The sequence below is a fragment of the Cellulomonas endophytica genome (genome assembly GCF_004123805.1).
GTDB classification, from domain to species: Bacteria; Actinomycetota; Actinomycetes; order Actinomycetales; family Cellulomonadaceae; genus Cellulomonas; species Cellulomonas endophytica.
This window is the reverse complement of the sequence record NZ_RWJX01000004.1, coordinates 15,621-29,810: the sequence shown is the minus strand read 5'-3', so window position 1 is coordinate 29,810 and position 14,190 is coordinate 15,621. Positions and strand designations below refer to the sequence as shown.

At 76.3% G+C, this 14,190-nt stretch carries 14 protein-coding genes; 9 read left to right on the top strand and 5 right to left on the bottom strand.

What is annotated here, in order from left to right:
• Positions 1-274: 274 nt before the first annotated feature.
• Both EJA20_RS02150 and EJA20_RS02145 read right to left on the bottom strand, forming a co-directional pair.
• Complete coding sequence (locus EJA20_RS02150; protein ID WP_129336538.1) at positions 275-742, bottom strand: peptidase S9; 468 nt, start codon at positions 740-742, stop codon at positions 275-277.
• Positions 743-795: 53 nt separating this feature from the next.
• Positions 796-1,392, bottom strand: coding sequence for a dihydrofolate reductase family protein (locus EJA20_RS02145; RefSeq protein ID WP_164983801.1), 597 nt, complete (start codon positions 1,390-1,392; stop codon positions 796-798).
• Between the two features lie 276 nt (positions 1,393-1,668).
• Here EJA20_RS02145 and EJA20_RS02140 point away from each other — a divergent pair, with 276 nt between their 5' ends.
• Positions 1,669-3,669 (top strand): putative bifunctional diguanylate cyclase/phosphodiesterase, encoded by a 2,001-nt coding sequence (locus EJA20_RS02140; protein ID WP_129336536.1) that lies wholly within the window; start codon positions 1,669-1,671, stop codon positions 3,667-3,669.
• Positions 3,670-3,691: 22 nt separating this feature from the next.
• Here EJA20_RS02140 and EJA20_RS02135 read toward each other — a convergent pair whose 3' ends face one another.
• The 3 genes from EJA20_RS02135 to EJA20_RS02125 are packed head-to-tail and all read right to left on the bottom strand — an operon-like array spanning position 3,692 to position 5,525.
• Positions 3,692-4,360 (bottom strand): maleylpyruvate isomerase family mycothiol-dependent enzyme, encoded by a 669-nt coding sequence (locus EJA20_RS02135; RefSeq protein WP_338068787.1) that lies wholly within the window; start codon positions 4,358-4,360, stop codon positions 3,692-3,694.
• Between the two features lie 48 nt (positions 4,361-4,408).
• Positions 4,409-4,984, bottom strand: a complete 576-nt coding sequence (locus tag EJA20_RS02130) for a TetR/AcrR family transcriptional regulator (protein ID WP_129336535.1) — start codon at positions 4,982-4,984, stop codon at positions 4,409-4,411.
• 7 nt (positions 4,985-4,991) lie between these two features.
• The gene (locus EJA20_RS02125; RefSeq protein WP_129336613.1) at positions 4,992-5,525 is read right to left on the bottom strand and encodes a sugar O-acetyltransferase; all 534 of its coding nucleotides are present in this window, start codon (positions 5,523-5,525) and stop codon (positions 4,992-4,994) included.
• A 226-nt stretch (positions 5,526-5,751) separates the two neighbouring features.
• Between EJA20_RS02125 and EJA20_RS02120 the strand changes: the two genes are divergently transcribed.
• The 8 genes from EJA20_RS02120 to EJA20_RS02085 all read left to right on the top strand — a co-directional run bounded on the left by EJA20_RS02120 (position 5,752) and on the right by EJA20_RS02085 (position 14,185).
• Entirely contained in the window at positions 5,752-7,041 is a 1,290-nt protein-coding gene (locus tag EJA20_RS02120) for an MFS transporter (RefSeq protein WP_129336534.1), read from the top strand.
• 267 nt (positions 7,042-7,308) lie between these two features.
• Positions 7,309-8,178: an oxygenase MpaB family protein gene (locus EJA20_RS02115; RefSeq protein WP_164983800.1), complete on the top strand. Its 870-nt coding sequence runs from the start codon at positions 7,309-7,311 to the stop codon at positions 8,176-8,178.
• Positions 8,179-8,335: 157 nt separating this feature from the next.
• On the top strand, positions 8,336-9,136 hold the full coding sequence (locus EJA20_RS02110; RefSeq protein ID WP_129336532.1) for a sensor domain-containing protein: 801 nt from the start codon (positions 8,336-8,338) through the stop codon (positions 9,134-9,136).
• 151 nt (positions 9,137-9,287) lie between these two features.
• Positions 9,288-9,884, top strand: a complete 597-nt coding sequence (locus EJA20_RS02105; RefSeq protein ID WP_129336531.1) for a helix-turn-helix domain-containing protein — start codon at positions 9,288-9,290, stop codon at positions 9,882-9,884.
• Between the two features lie 197 nt (positions 9,885-10,081).
• Complete coding sequence (locus EJA20_RS02100; RefSeq protein WP_129336530.1) at positions 10,082-11,191, top strand: ABC transporter substrate-binding protein; 1,110 nt, start codon at positions 10,082-10,084, stop codon at positions 11,189-11,191.
• Positions 11,188-12,567 carry an amidohydrolase family protein gene (locus EJA20_RS02095; protein WP_129336529.1) on the top strand — a complete coding sequence of 460 codons (1,380 nt, stop codon included), beginning with the start codon at positions 11,188-11,190 and terminating at the stop codon, positions 12,565-12,567. The genes EJA20_RS02100 and EJA20_RS02095 overlap by 4 nt, the downstream gene beginning before the upstream one ends.
• Positions 12,564-13,358, top strand: a complete 795-nt coding sequence (locus tag EJA20_RS02090) for an ABC transporter ATP-binding protein (protein WP_205687316.1) — start codon at positions 12,564-12,566, stop codon at positions 13,356-13,358. Before EJA20_RS02095 ends, EJA20_RS02090 begins: the two co-directional genes overlap by 4 nt.
• Positions 13,355-14,185 (top strand): ABC transporter permease, encoded by an 831-nt coding sequence (locus tag EJA20_RS02085; protein ID WP_129336528.1) that lies wholly within the window; start codon positions 13,355-13,357, stop codon positions 14,183-14,185. Before EJA20_RS02090 ends, EJA20_RS02085 begins: the two co-directional genes overlap by 4 nt.
• The last annotated feature ends 5 nt before the right edge of the window (positions 14,186-14,190 follow it).

The window sequence follows — 14,190 nt, the reverse complement described above, 5'->3', positions numbered from 1 at the left end:
CCGACGGGAAAGTGCGACACGGACGACGACGTGCGTCCGCGTCGCACTCCGCCGTCGCAGGGGCACCTGCACATGCGACGCCGATGGAGAGGTGCGACACCGACGACGACGTGCGTCCGCGTCGCACTCCGCCGTCGCAGGGGCACCTGCAGGTGCGACGTCGACGGCGGGATGCGACCCGGGGAAGGCGCGGGCGGCGGTTCGGCGCGGGCCTGAGTCAGCACGCGCCGGTGCGTCGGAGGATCCAGGCGGCGGCGGCGGGCGTCCGACGCGGTCAGGTTGCGTCGGGGCGGGCGTCCGAGGGGTCGGGGACGAGCGCCAGGGCGGCGGTGACGAGGCCGACCGGCACCGCCGCGCGCGTGTGCGCCCAGGGGACGCCGGCGGCCGCGCGACGCTCGCCGCGCCGGAACATCCACCGCTCGCCGACCACCGTGAGGGCGGTGCTGCCCCCGAGCAGGACCACGGCCGCGGCCGCGAGCGCCGCCTTCCGGGACGCCGAGAGCCCCTCGAGCACCTCACGCGACGTCGGGAGGCCCTGCGCCTCGGCGGCCTCCCGGGCCGCGACCCGGGACCGGCGGAACTCCGGCACCCCGGCGGCCATCACAACGACGCAGAGGGCTGCCTTGACCCCGGCACGGGCCCGGCGCGAGCGGACGAGGTCGGGGCTGGCGTACCAGGCGGTCGTCGTCACCGCCGTGACGAGGGCGGAGGCGACGCGGGCGGGCGTGGGGGCGGCCGTCATGCGACCCATCCTCACCCGTCCCCGCCGCCCGCGGGCCCGGTTCGCGGGGTCGGTCAGCCCCGCTCGACGGTGTAGGTGGCGGTGACGGAGCCGGCCGGGGACACGAACGCGTCGGACACGGCGAGCCGTGCCGGCGGGGGCCCGTCGAAGAGGCGCAGGCCCGGCCCGACGAGGAGCGGGACCGTGGTGAGCAGGTACGCGTCGACGAGGTCCGCAGCCGCGAGCGCGTGGACGAGCTGGATGCTGCCGAGCACGACGATGTCGCCCTCCACCTGCTCCTTCACCGCACGGACGCCCCCGACGAGGTCCGCGCCGTCGACGCGGTGCGACGCCGGGTGCGGCAGGGGCTCGGCGAGCGTGCTCGTCACCACGTGCTTCGGGGTGCCCCGCAGGATGTCGGCGAAGGGGTTGGGGTCGGACGTGCCGAGCCAGTACCCGACGAGGTCGAGGTACGTGCGGCGGCCGAAGAGGAACGCCGCGGTGCCGCCGCTGCCGCGCATCGCCGCCCCCGCACCCTCGGGGTCGCCCGCGAACCAGGTCATGGCCCAGCCGCCCCGGTCGAACCCGTCGCGCGCGTCTTCGTCGGGCCTCCCCGGCGACTGCGCCACCCCGTCCAGCGTCACCTGCTCCACCACGACCAGCCGTCCCATGCCCGTCCCCCTCCGTGCCGCGCGCGGGGTGCACGCGTGCACTGTGCGGACCGACCGGGCCCGGGGGCCGGACTCATCGCCTGTCGCCCGAGCGGACCGCTCCTCGTCGCCTCCGACCCCGCCTCCGGCCTCCGGCATCCGGTCTCCGGCATCCGGCATCCGGCACGACGACGACGCCCGACACGGACGAGGGGCGCCCGACGAGGCCGCGGTCGTGACCGGGTGAACACGGCGGAGGGGTTCAAGCCGGGGCCCGACCGGCCGATGTCCTCCCCTATGCGCATCGGGGGGCTCGTCGAGCCGCGGGACGCCGGCGGCGCCGGCCCGACCGCGGGCACGCTCCTCGCGCTCGGCGCCGTCGTCTCCGCCGCCTTCGCCGCCCTCGAGCCGCCCCCCGGCCGGCTCGCGCACGTCGTCGTCTGGGCGGTCCCGGTCCTCCTGCTGGCCGCGAGCGCGGTCCTGCTCTCGCACCGCGGCCGCCGGTCGCGGAGGCTGCTGGCCCTGACCCCGCTCATCGGCGTGGTGACGGTCTTCGCGCTGGCCCTCACCACCCAGGACGCCACGCTGACCGGCCACATCTTCTTCGTCTTCCCGGTGCTCTACGGGGCCGCGGTCCTGCGGGCGCGGGCGGCCCGCCTCGTCGCCGGCACCGCCGTCGTCCTGGACGCCACGCTGTCGTTCACCCTCCGCGAGCCCGTCGCGGCGTTCGTCGACACCCTCTACATGACCACGACGCTCGTCGCCCTCACCGTCGTGCTCGTGCGCCGGGGCGACCGGCAGGACGCGACGGTCGCCGAGCTCGAGCGCCACCGCGAACGGCTGGCGCACCAGGCCACGCACGACGCCCTCACCGGCCTGCCCAACCGCGTGCTGCTGCACGAGCGGCTCCGCACGGCCCTCGCCGACCCCGGGCGCGCGGCGGCGGCGGCGAGCCCCACCGCCCCGGGCTCCACGGCTCCGGGTGGCGAGAGGCGGGGCGCGGCCGGGCCGCGCGACGAGGTCGCCGTGCTGCTCTGCGACCTCGACGGGTTCAAGGCCGTCAACGACCGGCTCGGGCACCGCGCCGGCGACGAGCTGCTGGTCGCGGTGGCGCACCGGCTGCGGGCGCAGGTGCGCGGGTCCGACGTCGTCGCGCGGCTCGGCGGCGACGAGTTCGCCCTCGTGCTGCCCGGGACGGACGAGGCCGGCGCCCTCGCCGTCGCCGACCGCCTGCTCGGCGCCCTCGCCGACCCGCTGCCCGCGGCGGGCCAGCTCGTCCACGTGGGCGCCAGCATCGGCATCACGACCGCGGCGGCCGGTGCGGGGGTCCTCGGCGACGCCCTCGTGCGCGAGGCCGACGTCGCCATGTACGAGGCGAAGGCCGGCGGCCGGGGCACCCGCGTGCTCTTCGTGCCGGCGATGCTCGAGGCGCACGCCGCCGAGGCCGCGCTCGTCCAGGACCTGCACGGGGCCGTCGACCGGGGCGAGATCGTGGTGGAGTACCAGCCCGTCGTCGACCTGGCGACCGGCCGCACCGACGGCCTCGAGGCGCTCGCGCGCTGGGAGCACCCACGGCTGGGCCGCGTCCGGCCCGACGTGTTCATCCCCCTGGCCGAGCGCAGCGGGCTCATCGGCGAGATCGGGCTGCACGTGCTGCAGGAGGCGACCTCGCGCGCCACCGCGTGGGCCGCGAGCGCCGCCCGCTTCGTCAGCGTCGGCGTCAACGTCTCGGCGCACCAGCTGACCGACCGCCGCCTCCTGGACGCGATCCCCACCGGCACCACGGCCACGACCCAGCTCCTCCTGGAGGTCACGGAGAGCACGCTGGTCCGCCCCGACGTCGTGCCCGTCCTCGACGAGCTGCGCCGTCGCGGCGTGCGCATCGCCATGGACGACTTCGGTGTGGGGCAGTCGTCCATCGCGGCGCTGCGCACCATGCCGGTCGACGTCCTGAAGCTCGACCGGGCGTTCACCGTCGACATCGCCTCGGACCCGCGGGCGGCCGCCGTCGTGCGGGCCGTGGCCGTCATGGCCCGCGAGCTCGGCCTGCCGCTCGTCGCGGAGGGCATCGAGACCCCGCATCAGCGGCAGGCCCTCCTCGACGTCGGCTGCCCGTTCGGGCAGGGCTTCCTCCTCGCCCGGCCGATGAGCGCCTCGGCGACGGCGACGCACCTGCACGCACCCGACCCCGCCACGCCCGGCGCCGCCACGCCCGACGCCGCGATGCCCGACACGGCGATGCCCGTGGTCCCGCGACCGGCGCGCGTCCCGGCCGACGGGCTCGTCCCCTCGCCCTGAGGGCGTCGGCGCCGCGCGCCGCTCAGCTAGCGGCGGCGATGCGCCCGCGGAGCACCTCGACGCCCTCGCCGCCCAGGTCGTCGAGGGCCGCCGGGCGACCGGCCATCGCGAGGACGAGCGCGAGGGTCGGGCCCTGCACGAGCGGTCCCGCGCCGGCGCGGAAGGGCCCGTCGGCGGCCTCGAGCCGCAGCCCGCGGGCCGTGCGGCTGCTGGGGACCGCGAAGTCCCGGCGCGCGAAGAACTGCGCCACGGCGGTGGCGGCCGGGACGTCCGGCGCCGCCGTCAGGCCCAGGGGGCGGCGCACGTCCTCGCCGTGCACGAGGACCTCCCCCAGCCAGGCGGCGGTGTGGCCGGTCGGGCCGGCGGGGCCGTCGACCGTGGCGCGGAAGCGCGCGAGCGTCTCGGCGGGGTCCGCACCGCGGTGCTGCGCGAGGCGCCGCGCGTTGTGCAGGTCGGCGTCGAAGCGGGCGGCCGCGATGCTGCGCAGCCACGCCCACCGGCCCGTCCGGGCGGCGGCGACGAGGTGCGCGACGACGTCGTGCACCGTCCAGCCGTCGCAGAGCGAGGGCCGGCGCCACTGCGCCTGGTCGAGCCCGGCGAGGTCGTCGGCCAGCGCGGCCCGGGCGCGCACGACCGCCGCCGTCAGCTCCCGCCGTGTCGTCGGCGTCCCCCCTGCGTCCACGGTCCCCACGGTTCCGCCCCCTCCTCCGGGGACCGCCGCCGGTCCCGCCACGGCAACCTAGCGGGCGGCCCGCCCCGGCGGAGGACCCGCGACGCCGACGATCTTGCGCACGGCGTCCAGGGTCACGGACCGGTCGAACGGGTCCTCGTCGAGCGCGCGGTGCAGGGCCAGGCCCTCGATGAGCGCGTCGAGCTGCCGCGTGAGGGACGGGTCGAGGTGGCGCTCGAGCTCGCGCCGGCTGCGGGCCATCCAGCCCGTGGTGATGGCGCGGTAGCGGGGGTCGCGCGCCGCGAGCGTGTAGAGCTCGTAGGAGACGACCTGGTCGCGGTGGTTGCCGTGGTCGGACAGCTCGTGGACGAGGTCGACGACGGCCTCCACGGCCTCCTCGACGTCCCGCGCCGCGCCGAGGCGGGCCTCGAACGACGCCGCCACGTGCTCCGCGAAGCGCGTGAACGCCTCGTGCAGCAGCTCGTCCATGCCGGTGAAGTGGTACGTCATCGACCCCAGCGGCACGTCGGCGCGGGCTGCGATCTTGCGGTGGGAGACGCCGGCGACGCCGACCTCGGCGATGAGGTCGACCGTCGCGTCGACGATGCGGTCCCGGCGGTCCGGGTCCGTGCGGCGGGCGCGCACCGGGGCCTCAGATGCTCCGGACGACCCGCGCGGGGTTGCCCACCGCGAGGCTGTTCGGCGGCACGTCCCGCGTGACCACGGCGCCCGCGCCGACGACGCTGTTCTCGCCGATCGTCACCCCCGGGCAGACGATCACACCGCCGCCGAGCCAGACGTTGTCCGCGATCGTGATGGGCTGCGCCGCCTCGAGCCTGGCCCGTCGCGGCTCGGGGTCGACGGGATGCGTCGGCGTGAGGAGCTGCACGTTCGGGCCGATCTGGCAGTCGGCGCCGATGCGGATGTCGGCGACGTCGAGCGCGGTGAGCCCCATGTTGACGAACGTGCGCGGCCCGACGAAGACGCGGTCGCCGTAGTCGACGAACAGCGGCGCGCGCACGTGCGCGCCCTCGCCGAGCTCGCCCAGGAGCTCGCGCGCCACCGCCTGGCCGGCGTCGGGGTCCTCGTCGTAGGCCGCGCGGAACCGGGCCATGAGGCGGACGGCGCGGCGGACGGCGTCGGCGATGGCCGGGTCGTCCGCGACGTAGAGGTCCCCGGCGAGCATGCGCTCGTGGTTCGTGCGGGGGTCGCCCGCGAACCAGTCGTGGGCCGCGGGGTCGGCCGAGCCGTCGCCGTCGGGGGCGGTGGCGTCCACGGCGGCGGTCGCAACGTCGGTCGCGGTCTCGGGCAGGTCCTCGTCGGGCATGTGGACGAGCGTACCCATGGCCGTGTACGTTCGTCCACATCGCGGCCGAGGACGGCCCGCGGACGACCACCACCCAGGACACGCCATGGCCCCCGCCGCCCGCACCCCCGCCCCCGGGCCCTCGACGCCCCCGGCCCCCGCGCCGGCTGCCCGCCGCGCCCGCGCGGCCGTCTCCGGCCTCTTCCTCGTCAACGCGGTGCTCTACGCGAACCTCGTGCCGCGGCTGCCCGAGGTGAAGGACCGCCTGGAGCTGACGAACGCCGCGTTCGGCGCGGGCATCGCCGCGATGCCGCTGGGCGCGCTGCTCGCCGGCCTCGCCGCGCCCGTGCTCATCCGGCGGTTCGGCTCCGGCCCCCTGGCGTCGGTGGGGCTCGTCCTGCTCTCGCTCGCGGTGCTGGCGGTCCCGTTCGCCGGCTCCTGGTGGGCCTTCGCCGGCGCGCTGCTGCTGGCGGGCGCCTTCGACAGCGTCGTCGACGTGGCGCAGAACGCGCACGGCTTCCGCGTGCAGCGGCTGTACGGGCGCTCCATCGTCAACGCCTTCCACGGCCTGTGGAGCGTCGGCGCGGTGCTCGGCGGCCTCCTGGGCTCGCTCGCAGCGGGCCTGGACGTGCCGCTCGGCCTGCACCTGGCCGTCGTCGCCGGCGTCTTCAGCGCCGTGGCCCTCGTCGGGCTCCGGTTCCTGCTCCCCGGTCCGGAGGACGCCGAGCGCGCCGAGGCCCCCGCGGCGACCGACGACGAGGCGCCCGCCCGCCGCGGCCTGGGCACGGCCGCGCGCGGCACCCTCCGGCTGCTCGCGGTGCTCGGCCTGCTCGCCCTGTGCGGGGCGCTGGTCGAGGACGCCGGCGCGTCGTGGGGCGCCCTCTGGATGCGCGACGGGCTCGGCGCGGCCCCCGCCCTCGCCGGGCTGGCGTTCGTCGCGCTCATGGTGGCGATGACCCTCGGACGGCTGACCGGCGACCGCGTCGTCGACCGCCTGGGACAGGTGACGGTCGGCCGGGTCGGGGGTGTGCTCGTCACCGTGGGGCTCGGCACCATGCTGGCGTTCCCCTCCGTCGCGACGACCCTGGTCGGGTTCGCGCTCGCCGGCCTGGGCGTCGCCACCCTCATCCCCGCCGCGATGCACGCCGCCGACGAGATCCCCGGCCTGCCGCACGGCCTCGGGCTCACCGTGGTCAGCTGGCTGCTGCGAGTGGGCTTCCTCGCCTCGCCGCCCCTCGTCGGGCTGCTCGCGGACGCGGTCGGCCTGCGGGTCGGGCTGCTGCTCGTCGTCGTCGGCGGCGCCCTCACGATCGTGCTGGCCCCGGCGCTCGGCCGCCCGCACGCCGCCGTCGCGGTCGCCGCGGCCCGCCGCGAGGCGGCACCGACCCGCGACTGAGATGCTCGCGCCCCTCCTGCCGCGACCTTCCTGCCTCGACCCCTTCCTCCACGAGGTGCCGGTTCCGGCCGCTCGTGACCTGGGTGCGACGACCGGAACCGGCATCTCGCCGGAGGGGTGCCCGGCCCCAGCCCGCCCCTCCCGTCCACGAGCTGCCAGTTCCGGCCGCTCATGACCCGGGTGCAGCGACCGGGACCGGCATCTCGTCGGGAGACGGGTCTCCAGCGGTCGCGGGGGGGGGCGGCGGGCGGGTGCGAGCATGGGCGGGTGCCGTCCCTGAGCACCTTCTTCCCGGCCGCGCCCGCCGCCGGCCGGCCCGGCGACCCCGGCCTCTTCGGCCCCGGTTCCGCCGCCTGGCGGGTCGGCCGCGAGCGCGCCCTCCTCGCCGGTGGGCCGGCGGCGCTGCTGCTCCAGGTCGCCCACCCGCTCGTCGCGGCGGGGGTCGCGGCGCACAGCGACTTCGGCAGCGACCCGCTGCGGCGGCTGCGCGGGACGCTCGACGCCGTCCTCACCGTCGTGTTCGGCGACACGGACCAGGTGCGGGCGGCGGCGGAGCACGTCTCCCGACGGCACCGGCCGGTGCGGGGTGCGCTGGTGGAGCAGGTCGGGGACCTGCCCGCCGGCACCCCCTACCGCGCGGAGGACCCCGACCTCGCCCTGTGGGTCTTCGCGACCCTCGTGTGGTCCGCGGTGCGGGTCGTCGACGGCTTCGTCCGGCCCGTGGGGGCCGCCGAGCGCGACGCCTACTACCGCGACATGACCCGCACGGCGCCGCTGTTCCGCGTGCGGCCCGACGACCTGCCGGAGGACCACCACGCCCTCGAGCGGTACGTCGCGGAGCAGGTGGCCGGCACCCTCGTCGTCGACGCGACGGCCCGGGCGCTCGCGGCCCAGGTCCTCACGCCCACCCCGCCGCTGGTGCCCGCACCGCTGCGCCCGGTGCCGGCGCTCCTCGCCGCGGGCGTCCTGCCCCCGCCCGTCCGGGACGCGTACGGCCTGCCGTGGCGACGCCGCGAGCGCGCCGCGTTCGCCGCCGCGCGCCACGCCTCGCGCCTCGTCGTGCCGGTGCTCCCGGACCGTCTGCGCACGTGGCCGCACCACGCGGTGGCGGTGGACCGCCTGCGCGCGACGTCCTGACGGCGGGTGCGGCGGGAGGCGCCGCCCGACCAGCCCTGACCTGCGCCGTCGGCGCCGCGTCCCGGGCGGTGCCCTTGCGCCCGCGCTCCGCGCCCCGCCAGGGTGGGCGCGGGCCCCGGGGACGACCCCGACGACGGGCTCCGAGGAGGGGGACGCCGTGCGCAGGGGTGTGGACGCGGGCAGGGACCGCCGGCTCCCGGGGGCGGCGCTCGCCGCTGCCGCGCTCGTCGTCGGGCTGGCGGCGTGCGCCGGCGGCGACCCCGTAGGAGCGGGGCCGTCCGCGACCGGCGCACCGGGTGCCGACGCCCCGACCGCGCCGGGCAGCACGGGACCGAGCAGCACGGGACCGGGCAGCGCGGAGCCGGCGGCCGGTGCGGGCGGGAGCGGGGCGCCCGTGCCGACGGACCTGCCCCCCGACGCCCTGCTCCCCCCGACGGCCTTCCCGGCCTCCCGCCCGGGGCTGCAGGAGCAGGACGAGGTCACCGCCTGGCTGCTGCCCCCGGCCTGCGGCCCCGCGCCCGTCCCCGCCGCCGCCGCGATGCGGACGCACCGGCACGGCGACGGCGCGGAGGAGAGCACCGTCGGGGTGCAGCAGGTGGCTCTGTTCCCGGACGCGGACGCGGCCACCACCGCCGCCGACGGCGTGGTCGACGCGCTCGACGCCTGCGCCACCACGGGCGGCGGCACGGGCGGCGGCACCACGACCTACCGCGTGGAGGAGGTGCCCGTCGGGGCCCAGGGCCACGGCCTCGTCACCGACTACCACGACGCCGGCGCGGGTGGGGCCGACGACGGCGCCCTGGGCAGCTACCTCGTCGTCACGCGACGGGGCACCGCCGTCACCCTCGTCGCGGCGGACGGCGGCGAGTCGAGCATCGGCAGCGCGCGCACCACCGTGACCGAGCAGGCGCAGAGCGCCTGGACGCTGCTCTGCCGCTACGAGGCCGCCGGCTGCTGAGGGACGCGCAGCCGACCACCTGGGCGGCCGACGCCTCGTGGACGCCGTCCCGGAGCGGTTAACACACTGTTTACTGCCGTGAAACGGCTCCCTCGACCGGGCCGCTATACGTTCTGTTCGCAGCAGTAAACAGAGTGTTCAGGAGGCACCGGTGGAGGCCACGGCCACCCAGATCGACGCGCTCGGCGCGCGGGTCCGCGAGCTCCGCGGCCTCAAGGGCATGTCCATGCGGACGCTCGCCGCCCGTGCCGGCGTCAGCGCCGGCTACGTCAGCCAGATCGAGAACGGCCAGGCCACCCCGAGCCTGCAGGTCGTCCGCGCGCTGGCCGACGCCTTCGGCATCACGTGGCTCGAGCTGTTCGAGGCGACGCCTCGTACCGGTCGCGTGCTGCGCAAGGAGGACCGTCCCCGCCTCTTCAGCTCCGCGGCCGTCCGCCACTTCGGCATCACCCAGCCGCCGATCGGCAACGTCGAGGTCATCGTCTCCGAGTACGCCCCCGGCGAGGGAGTCGGCGACGCGAACTACACGCACGGCGACTCCCAGGAGATCTGCCTCGTCCTGCACGGGCGCCTGCGGTTCACCGTGGGAGGCACGGAGCACGTCCTCGAGGCCGGCGACAGCATCGAGTACCGCACCGACGTCCCCCACTCCCTCGTCAACGACGGTGACGAGACGGCCGAGGCGGTGTGGGTCGTCACCCCGCCGTCCGTGCCGCACCGGCCACCCGTCCCCGGCGACGACGCCTGACCGGCGCCACCTCGTCGCACCTGCCGTTCACCTCCGCCCCGGCACCCCCTCACCCCCCGCGCCGACCGCGCACGACCGGTTCCTCGTCGTGCCGCTCCTCGGCGTGCCCCGGGCCGCCTCGCGCCGCCCCGCCCAGCCCGGCCGACCCCTCCTCCCTGCTCCCCGACCCCCGCCCTCCCCCGCCCCAGGAGACCGACGTGACCCTCCGGACCACCCCGCTGGCGCTCGGCGCCGCCACCCTCACCGCGGCGCTGCTGCTCGCCGGCTGCGCGGGGGAGAGCTCCCCCGCCGGCGCCGACGGCGAGGACCTCAGCCCCCTCCGCTTCGCGCTGCCGACGCAGATGGGCGCCAACAACGCGCCGCTCGCCGTGGCCGCGAGCCTCGGCTACTTCATGGAGGAGGGGCTCGACGTGGAGATCATCAACACCTCGGACTCCACCTCGATCGTGCAGGGCGTCGACTCCGGCTCCATCGAGATCGGCTCCACGCCCCCCGAGCCGCTGTGGCAGACGGTCGCGGCCGGCGGCGACGTCACGCTCGTCTACAACTACATCCGCCAGCAGACGGGGTCCGTCGTGTCGCTGGCGGACGGGCCGGTCCAGAGCCTGGACGACCTCGAGGGGAAGGCGGTCGGCCAGTCCAGCCTCGGGTCGAGCAACCTCCTGCTCTCCAACGGCATCCTCGCCTCCGTCGGGCTCGAGGAGGACGTCGACTTCACGAACGTGGCCGTCGGGACCGGCGCCGCGGCGCTCCAGGCGCTCGAGACCGACCAGGTCCAGGCGCTGTCCCTGTGGGACACGGAGTACGCCGCCTTCGAGGAGACCGGCGCCGTCCTCAACTACTTCACGACCCCCGAGGTCGAGCAGCTGTTCTCGACGACGTACTTCACGTCGCCGGAGTACCTCGCCTCGAACGCCGACGAGGTGGCCGCGTTCGGGCGGGCGATGGCCCGGGCCACGCTGTTCACCTCGACGAACCCGGCCGCGGCGCTGCAGGTGATGTACGAGGGCTACCCCGAGACGCGGCTGGCCGGTGTGGGCGAGGAGGAGCAGCTCGCCACGGACCTCGTCGCGCTCGAGCGCCGGATCGTCCTGCTCAACGCCGGCGACCCGCAGGCCCACGGCACCTGGGGCGCGTACACGCCCGAGGCCGTCGAGGCGTGGGCGGAGTTCGCCGCGTCGGCGGGCATCGTCGACGCCCCGATCGACGCGTCCGCGCACGTCAGCACGGACCTCGTCGAGCAGTACAACGACTTCGACGCCGACGCGGTGGTCGCGCAGGCGCAGGACTGGAGCGCGGACGCATGAGCACCCCCACCGACACCCTCACCAGCAGCCTCACGCCCGGCGCCGCCCTGCCCGCGCCGACCTTCACCGCCGGGGTCCCGGCCGTCGACCACCACTCGCACGCGGGCTACATCCGCCCGGGGCAGAAGGTCGAAGGGGTGGACCAGTACGAGCTCGAGAACGCCATGGGGCACGTGGAGGGCCACGTCCCGCACGACGAGTACCAGGCCTACATGCGCCTCGTCGAGGGCGGGGAGACGGCCGAGGCCGGGAGCGCGGCCAAGCGGCTGGGGATCGACGCGCTCGTCGCCGACAGCCTGCGGTTCCAGTCCACGACCGTGCACGCCGCCGCGCTGGCCGAGGGGTCCACCGCGCTGTACGGGCGCCTGACCCGGGAGGCGACGGTCGCGGCGAGCCGCGAGGCCCGCACGCAGGACCCCGTCGGGCTGTACGACCGGGCGCTGCTGCTGTCCGGCACCGCCGCCGTGCTGACGGACATCCCCGAGATCGACGCCGAGCTGTGGCCGCACGCCCGCTACAAGCCCGTCGCCCGCATCGACCCGTACCTGTTCCCCTTCGGCCACCCGGAGTGGACGGGCCGCGGCACGGACACCCCGCGCTTCCGGCGCATCTTCTCCCGCGTGCTCGACCGGCAGCTCGAGCTGGCCGGCACCACGCTGCCGACGACCCTGGCGGCCTACGAGGAGTTCGTCGTCTCCTCCCTCGTGCGGCGCCGCGGCGCCGGGTTCGTCGGGCTGAAGATCGCCTCCGCGTACGTGCGGACGCTGCACTTCCAGCGCGTCGACCGGGCCGACGCCGAGTCCGCCTGGCGACGGCTCGCCGCGGGGCCGGACGTCGACCCCGCCGCGCACAAGGCGCTCGCCGACCACCTCGCGTTCCTCGTCCTGGAGTGGGCGGTGCTGCACGACATGCCCGTGCAGATCCACACCGGCTTCGGCCACACGGAGCCGGGGCTGCGGATCAGCACCGCGAACCCGCTCCTGCTCGAGGAGCTGCTCGGCGACCCGAGGCTCAACACCCTGCGGGTGGTCCTCATCCACGGCGGGTTCCCGTACAGCTCGAACCTCACGGCGCTCGCGCAGATGCACGGCAACGTCCACCTGGACTTCTCCTGGATGCCCTACCTGCAGCACCACACGGTGCAGCGGGTGCTGGAGGAGTGGCTCGAGCTCCTGCCGGCGAACCGCGTCATGTACGGCACGGACACGGGGTCGCCGGAGCTGCACCTGGCCTCCACGCGTCGCGCCCGCACCGCGCTCGACGCCGTCCTCGGCAACGGCGTCCGCGAGGGCCTGTGGACGATGCGGCAGGCCGGCTGGCTCGCCGAGCGCGTCCTGCACCAGAACCTCTGCGACGTGTACGGGATCGAGCTGTGACGGCGGCAGGCACGGCACCGGAGGGAACCGCGCCCCTCGTCGACCTGCGCGGCCTCGGGAAGGTCTACCCGACCCGGACCGGGGACGTCACCGCGCTCACCGGCGTGGACCTGCAGATCGCCGACGGCGAGTTCGTGGCGGTCGTCGGCCCGTCGGGCTGCGGCAAGACGACGCTGCTGAAGATCCTCGCCGGCCTCGAGCAGCACACGGCCGGGCACGGCACGCTGCACGGCACGGACCTGGGCCGGCCCAGCGGCGACGCCGGGATGGTGTTCCAGAAGGCCACGCTCCTGCCGTGGCTGGACGTCCTGGCCAACGTCCTGCTGCCCGTGACCCTCGACCACCGGGCGACGGCCGCGGACCGGGAGAAGGCCCTCGGACTGCTGCGGATGGTGGGGCTGGAGGACTTCGCGACGAAGCGCCCCGGCGAGCTGTCGGGGGGCATGCAGCAGCGCGTGGCGATCTGCCGGGCGCTCGTGCACGACCCGTCGCTGCTCCTCATGGACGAGCCGTTCGGCGCGCTCGACGCCATGACGCGCGACGCGCTCAACGTCGAGGTGAACCGGGTCTGGCGCGAGACGCACAAGACCGCGGTCCTCATCACGCACAGCATCCCGGAGGCGGTCTTCCTCGCGGAGCGGGTGGTCGTCATGAGCCCGCGGCCGGGGCGGGTCGTCGACGAGGTGGCCATCCCCTTCGGCACGGTCCGCACGCCGGACCTCATGGGCACCCCCGAGTTCGGGGCCCTCAGCGCACGGATCCGTCGACACTTCGAGGTGAAGGCCGCATGACCGCCGCGACACCCCTCCTCGCCCAGAGGCGCCTGCGCCCGACCCGCCGCCCCGGTGCCGGGGCAGGGGGCCGCGGGCAGCTCGTCGGGGGCCTGGCCCTCCTGGCGGCACTCCTGCTCGCCTGGCAGCTCCTGCCGCCGGCACTGGGGACGCCGACCTACGTGGTGCCGGTGCTCAGCGACGTGCTGGCGGCCCTCGTCGATCCCGCCGCGCTCCCCCGCTACCTCGAGCACGGGGCGGCGACGATGACGGAGGTGCTGCTCGGCCTGGGCATCGGCGTCGTGCTCGGCCTCGGGCTCGCGCTGGCCCTGGCACAGCTGCCACGCGTGTACGCCGTGGTCTTCCCGTACGTGGTGGCGATCGAGTCGATCCCGAAGGTGGCCGTCGCGCCGCTGTTCGTCATCTGGTTCGGGTTCGGGCTGCCGTCGAAGGTCGTCGTGGTCGTGCTGCTCGCGTTCTTCCCCGTGCTGGTCAACGCCATCCACGGGCTGCGCAGCGTCGACCGCGACCAGCTCGACCTGTTCCGCGTGAACGGCGCCACGCCCTGGCAGATCCGGGTGCGGCTCATGCTCCCCGCGGCGCTGCCGCAGATCTTCAGCGGGCTCGAGCTCGGCGTCGCGAACGCGATGATCGGCGCGATCGTCGCGGAGTTCGTCGGGGCGCAGAAGGGGCTCGGCGTGCTCATCCTGCAGGCGCAGGGACGCATGGAGACGCCCGCCGTCTTCGCCCTCCTCATCATCCTGTCGGCGCTGGGCATCGCGCTCAACGTCCTCGTGCGCACCCTGCGCCGCGTCGTCATCAGCTGGGAGCCGCGACCGGGCCGGTGACCGCC